Origin of the sequence: Rhodopirellula maiorica SM1 (assembly GCF_000346295.1) — a bacterium.
In the GTDB taxonomy this organism is placed as follows: Bacteria; Planctomycetota; Planctomycetia; order Pirellulales; family Pirellulaceae; genus Novipirellula; species Novipirellula maiorica.
The window spans coordinates 1-6,455 of the sequence record NZ_ANOG01001034.1; the positions used below are offsets into that span (position 1 = coordinate 1).

Genomic DNA, 6,455 nt, shown 5'->3' on the forward strand with positions numbered 1-6,455 from the left:
AGGGGACTCATGTGCTGCGACCCGGTGAACATCCAAAATTTGCCGGAATTCGCGGCGGGAAACCGACTGACCGAATCAATTTTCTGTCGTTGATGCTGGCACTGTTTTGTGGAACCGCATCGTTGCCGCACATTTTGATTCGCTACTACACGGTTAAAGACGGCGCGGCGGCTCGCAAGAGTACGATTGTGGGAATTACCAGTATTGGCTTCTTCTACGTGTTGACGCTGTACCTCGGACTCGGGGCGATGACCAGCAATGCGTTGGATTTGACCGACACCAACATGGCCGCACCGCTGTTGGCTCGCAGCATGAGCCAGTGGTTGTTCGCAATCATCTCGGCGATCGCGTTTACCACGGTACTAGGAACTGTCAGCGGTTTGATTTTGGCCAGCAGTGGTGCGGTGGCTCACGATTTGATCGGGGGCGTAATGGGAATTGAGTTGACCGGGAACGCCCAGGTGCGAGTGGCGAAGTTGGCTGCCGTGGTGGTCGGAGCGATTGCGATTCTGCTAGGGATTGCATTCAAAGAGATGAATGTCAGCTATTTGGTCGGGTGGGCGTTCAGTGTGGCGGCAAGTGCGAATTTGCCAGCGCTGGTGATGTTGTTGTTTTGGAAGCGGACGACCAAGGAAGGCGTGATTTCCAGCGTGATTGTCGGTATGGTCAGCTCGTTGGGCTGGATCCTGTTGTCGGCGGACACGTACGAGAAAGTGTACGGTTGGCCGGGTGCGGATGCGATCGCGCCGTTCACTCAGCCGGGAATTGTCACGATTCCGTTGGCGTTCCTGACCTTGATCGTCGTATCGTTGATGACCAAGCGAGCCGAATCTGAGACATCGGTCGCCTAAGCCCGCCCTCGTCCGTAGCGAAACTCGCCAAGATTTCGGCGTCACTGTTTTTGTTTTTCACGTACTCGAAACTACGACAAGATGAAACGACGATTTACTGCGTACCGCTGTTTGATTCTGGTTGCTTTGTCTTTGATCGTCAGTAGCGGGATCGCTGCGGACCATGTTGCTTATCGCGGTAATTTCCAAAATGCTCGGATCAAGTTCGAGCAAGCGAAAACTGGAAACGTGGCGTTCATCGGCGGTTCGATCACTGAGATGAACGGATACCGTCCGATGGTTTGTGAGATTTTGGAGCGGCGTTTTCCGGAGACAAAATTTAACTTCATTAACGCTGGGATCTCATCGACCTGTTCCAACACCGGAGCATTTCGATTGCAGTCGGATGTGCTGGACCGCGGCGACATCGATTTGTTGTTCGTCGAGTTCGCGGTCAACGATGATCAGGATGCACATCACTCCAGAGCCGCTTGTATTCGTGGGATGGAAGGATTGGTGCGTCATGCCCGGATCGCTAATCCGAACATCGATTTGGTGATAACTTTTTTTGTCAACGAATCAATGCTGGCGAATTTGCAAAAGGGCGAAACGCCGCTGACGATTGCGTCGCATACCGCCGTTGCTGAACATTACAACGTGTCAACGATCGGGTTGGCGAGCGAAGTGGCCGATCGCATCACCGCCGGTACACTGACGTGGAAGCAATATGGCGGAGTGCATCCCGCACCGGCGGGCAATGCGATCGCCGCGTCGATGATCGACGCATTGATGAGCAAGGCATGGGACACACCGCTCAGCAGCGACGTAGCGTTGCAGTCGCACCCGCTGCCAGCATCGCCGTTGGATCCGGCCAGCTACTGGCGAGGAAGGTTCGTTGATCCTGCCACCGCCGAAATTCAAAACGGATGGACACTTGCGGTTCCTGATTGGTCGTTGCTGCCCGGCAGTACTCGCGAGCGTTTCCGCGAGATCCCGATGTTATGCGGTGAGCATGCGGGCGACACCGTGTCGTTGTCGTTCGTCGGCACGGCAATCGGCGCCTACGTGGTCGCTGGACCGGACGCTGGTATGATCAAAGCCAGTTTGGATGGTGGTCCTTTTCAGGTTGTCGACCTGTATCATCATCACAGCAAAGGACTGCACTATCCCCGGACCGTCATGTTCGCCACTGATTTGAAAGCGGGTGAGCACACCGTCGAGCTAAAGATCGCAGCGGAAACACGCAGCAAAGGCAACGCAGCTCGAATCATACAGTTTGTTGCAAACTGAGGCGACGATGTTCGCATCGGAGTCGTCCTATCCGTAGTGGAAGTTGTCAAGACTTGCAGTTGTGTTTGCTCGGTCGCCCTCACCCGGACGAGGACTGTGGGGCCCGTCCGATCTCTCCCTAAGCTGCGTTCGGGAGAGGTGGCTTGTGGTTTGCAACAAATCGCTGCGTCTAGGATAGAACTAGTGCCGGCATCGGCATCACGCATCCCTCCGCCAAACGACACGGAATCGGATCAAGACTTTCGTGAGATCGCCCCACTCGAAAGAGGCCGGATTTTGATTTAGTCGTTCAACAGTCAACCGAAGGCGTACTCGCATCCGTTATGCGTACGCCTATCGGCTAACGGTTAAACGAGGCATTCTAGAGTCACGCCAAAACAACAAGCCGCCCACGACCTCCGCGACGCAAAAAAAACACATCGCCGCGAACCCTCGCTGCACCCGATTCGTAACAACAGCATTACAAATTCCTGTCATTTTCGGCTGCTGGATGATTTCCGCGGACACCGGTTTCCACCCCATTTTGATTATTTCGGGGGGAACTCGGAGGGAATCGTTCGGAAATTACTTCGGCCCTTATCTCCATTCCAATCACCGCCCACGCCTCCCTATGAACCGCACACGAGGAAACACGATCGATTGACCTGGGCACTGGAACGCTGCGAAGTCATTCCCGAACAATTCTTTTCATTATTGCGGGAGATTTATCATGACTCGCGGTTCGCAGATTCACTCGTTTGGACGTTTTTTGTATACGCAAAATCCGTTCTATCTGATTAGTTGTTTTCTGATTCTGTACGGTTTGCAAACCGCAACCGTGTCTGCCGGCGACCTGATCAGCCGGTCGCTTTCACTCAGCGGTGGCATTGCCGCCTATACTCTTTTGATGGCGGTTACCTGCGTTGCCGTCATTCGAATTTGCCAAGTCTGGCAGGACGCTCGCTCGATTTTTCTTGTCGTCATCATCAGCCTCGTCGCTCTGTCGACCTCCTTGGACGAATTAGCGATCACGCAGTGGAATTCTGCCACGCAGATTCTCTGTGTCGGTTTTCTGTTCGCCGTCTTGATCAGCGAATCGGTGATTCGGGCGACCCGGATTCGGTTTCCCTTCGCTTACCGCGGTTCTTACTACAGCCTGCTGCTGATCTTCTTTGCCTCCCCGATCGTGTTGGGCTACGCTGTCGTCCATCGCCACGACGAACTGGCGAATTGGGGAGCCCCGTTGTACTCGGTCCTGATCGCGGCCGGAATGCTGCTGCTGGCACCGGCGATGCGTAAGGGCCGCCGGCGTGTCCGTCACAACGGGACGCCATGGCATTGGCCGTATTATCCGCTCAGTGCGTTTGTGATCCTGGTGGTGCTCGCCGCGATCCGCACGCACGCGATCTGGATGTCGTTTGGGTTTCGCGGATCTTCCGTGCGGTTTGAGCCGTTTTTGCTGCTGCCGATTGCCTTTGCGATCCTGGTGTTGTTGGCCGAGATCGATGCAAAGCGGGTGCTTCCTCGGTTTGCCTGGGGCACCATGGCGGCGGCACCGCTGATGCTGTTTTGTGGCCTATCGCACCATGGCAAGACCTACCTGCCGATTCAATCCGATTTGCAGTTCGTGTTCGGCTCGGCCAGCACGGTGACACTGTTGGCATTGGTTCTGTTCTATCTGTACCTAGCGGTTCGGCGAGTTACGTATGTGGAGTACGGATTGATCGGCTCGATCGTCACCATGGGCGTGTTCGCTGAACTGCCCCAAACCGTCTACGCCGCCGGAGTCCAAAATTGGATGATCGTTGCGTTAGGAGCGATCATTTGCAGTGCGGTATGCCTACGCGTTTGGCGAAGTGACGTCGGATGGTTCGCCGTGGTTGTTCTCAGCACGCTTACGATCGTGATGGCGGGCAACGCTTACGACCACACACTTGCGGGATTGATCCTCGCCGCTGTCGTTGCGGTCATGTCGATGATGTTGATCGGTGCTGTATTTGAAAGCGAGTTTGCGATGCTACTACGACATCTGGCGGCAGGCATCATCGTGATCATGGTCGGCAGCATGGTCGCGTGGTATCTAAGCGGAAGAGCGGACCGACGCGTTTTGCTCGGCCTAATCACGCTGTCAATCGTTGCCGTGATTTATCTACAAATCGTGCGACGAATCGGCTGGCTTTACATCGCCGCCGCACCGGCGTTCGGTTTATGCTTGCTGTTGGCCTGGGACGGACACCAAGCGGGGATTTTTCGAAAAAGCAATGTGCCGCTGCAATCCGGCCTGACCTGTTTCGCAATCGGGCTAGCGATCACCACCATGAAAACCGGAGTGCACCGAAAACTGCTTCGATCGACAATCCAGGCGAACGCATTGCCGCGTTACAAACCCGGTTTGTGACATCACGGCACTTCGCGACCTGCCACCTGTCTTAAACGAAGTTCAGGGAGAGGTCGAGTAGCCCCAAGCGATTGCTCGGGTGAGTTCTTTGAGTTTGTTTTGATTGAATTTCAGATTATCAAATTACAATTTTGCTTGACCCAAGAATCCAGGCCCCTCATACTCAGCAAACGCCAACCGGCGATAACACTCCCTCGCACCGGCGATAACATTCCACGTGTCACCGAGGGAACCGAAGGTCCAACCGGCGATAACAACCCTCAAGGTCCGCTTATCGCCACCCCAACCGGCGATAATTACCTCGTTCTGGCATTGACGAAATCGTACTCGTACTCAGGCGCCAGCCGGTACTCGTACTCCTACTCGAATCGGGGCACCAATGACCGAACCCATCGTCGACCACGATCGACTTGACGTTTACCGGATATCCATCAAATACGTCGCATCATCGTTTGCCATCGCAAAGGATCTTGGCGGTTGCCATCGTCATGCTCGCGACCAATGCAATCAACGATGAACGCCATCGCCAACTGAAGCAAATGCTGCATCGGATCGTATCGATGTTGACGCGTTTGTTTGCGAGTTTGGACGTTGTGGCAGAGCCTGCCGCCGATTATGATGCTAGCGTCGAGTACGAGTACCGCGAAGCTGAGTACGAGTACGATGAAGGCAAAATACCAGAACCAGGCCGTGCACCTGAGGACGGCTTGCGCGGTTTCACAAATGGAAAATCAATCGTCCGTCCCAGGTGACGACTACCGTTCGGCGATTTAACATTCATGAAACGCACGACAAACATATTCGCGCTGACAATGATCTTCATGGTGACTTGTGCGTCGTGCACGCAAAAATCCGTCGAGCACCTTTTGCCACCGCCGCCTTCTGCTGATGAGGCGTATCCCCAGCCAACCAAACTGGCTGAACGCACGGACGTTCCACTCTCTCAACTGCTTGCCCAATACGAACAGGTTTTACTTCGAGTTTGTCCAGATGCGCATGCGGCACTTCAGGAAGGACTTTCTCAGCAGCAACTAGAGGCACTTGAGCGTGAATACGACATCACTCTCACAGACGAACTGAGAACGCTATACTCCTGGCGGAACGGATCCGCTCCATCACCGGGCATAGATGCATTTCCCTACATGCGATTTGTCCCACTGAAAGAAGCCCTGGACGCCCGCAATTATCTTCGGAATCCCGACGAATCAAAATCGTCCGAGGTACGCGAGCTTCAGGACGCTTGGCTCGGGTTCAGGTACTCCTGGGTGGGCGTACTCGAGAATGGTGCTGGTGATGGCTATTTCTACGATCCCAATCGACGCCACGACGAATCATGTTTTTTCTATACGGTTCACGACGATATTGGCTACATGTTCTACCCATCCGTTGGCAATTACTTCGAGGAACTTCTCGAGCTTGACCGTCGAAACGAACTGTCCGGGGACGACACTGGCGTAAAACAAGATTCCAAATGGACGTACAGCGAGGAGAAGGAGTTTCTCAATCGATTCGGTCAGTGGGTCGAATGAGCAAGACGCAGACCCATGGGTATCGGGATAGGGGGCCGGATTGCTCCGGCGCCCCTCCCACATCACCTAGCATGCGGGTCCGCACAATAACGATTCAAAGGGGGGCGATTCGCCACGAGGATGCAAGCGGTTGCGGGCGTTCTTCTAGACTTGGGTAAGCCCTCACTCTTTAGGTACTCGTTCGATAACGCACGCTGGACTCCCGACGTCTTGGAAAGACGCCATGGGCCTTTGCCGCTAAACGCGAACGGCCGAGCTTCCCGGTTCGACAAGCCCAATGACATCAGGTTGCGAAGACGTGTTTTCGACTTCTTCCACTGCTTCCAGTAACATGCCCGAACCCGTCGCCGAAGCCACTTGTCGAGCGTACTGAAAGTTGTCTCGACTTGGTCCAACTGGAAATACCCAAGCCAACCAATCGCATAAGGA

The 6,455-nt window shown here is 54.5% G+C and carries 6 protein-coding genes; 5 read left to right on the forward strand and 1 reads right to left on the reverse strand.

Annotated elements, in window-relative coordinates:
* The 5 genes from RMSM_RS33425 to RMSM_RS33450 form a co-directional block, all read left to right on the forward strand.
* On the forward strand, nucleotides 1–851 hold an 851-nt coding region (locus RMSM_RS33425), incomplete at its 5' end, for a solute symporter family protein (RefSeq protein WP_040770853.1).
* 81 nt (nucleotides 852–932) lie between these two features.
* A complete protein-coding gene (locus tag RMSM_RS33430; RefSeq protein WP_008708240.1) occupies nucleotides 933–2,120 on the forward strand; it encodes an SGNH/GDSL hydrolase family protein in 1,188 nt (395 codons plus the stop codon).
* A gap of 709 nt (nucleotides 2,121–2,829) precedes the next feature.
* Nucleotides 2,830–4,497, forward strand: a complete 1,668-nt coding sequence (locus RMSM_RS33435; RefSeq protein ID WP_008708243.1) for a DUF2339 domain-containing protein — start codon at nucleotides 2,830–2,832, stop codon at nucleotides 4,495–4,497.
* Between the two features lie 410 nt (nucleotides 4,498–4,907).
* Nucleotides 4,908–5,249 carry a hypothetical protein gene (locus RMSM_RS33445; protein ID WP_008708246.1) on the forward strand — a complete coding sequence of 114 codons (342 nt, stop codon included), beginning with the start codon at nucleotides 4,908–4,910 and terminating at the stop codon, nucleotides 5,247–5,249.
* Between the two features lie 27 nt (nucleotides 5,250–5,276).
* A complete protein-coding gene (locus tag RMSM_RS33450) occupies nucleotides 5,277–6,026 on the forward strand; it encodes an SMI1/KNR4 family protein (protein WP_040770857.1) in 750 nt (249 codons plus the stop codon).
* A 62-nt stretch (nucleotides 6,027–6,088) separates the two neighbouring features.
* Here RMSM_RS33450 and RMSM_RS39140 read toward each other — a convergent pair whose 3' ends face one another.
* Entirely contained in the window at nucleotides 6,089–6,421 is a 333-nt protein-coding gene (locus RMSM_RS39140) for a group II intron maturase-specific domain-containing protein (protein ID WP_236622408.1), read from the reverse strand.
* Nucleotides 6,422–6,455: the final 34 nt, after the last annotated feature.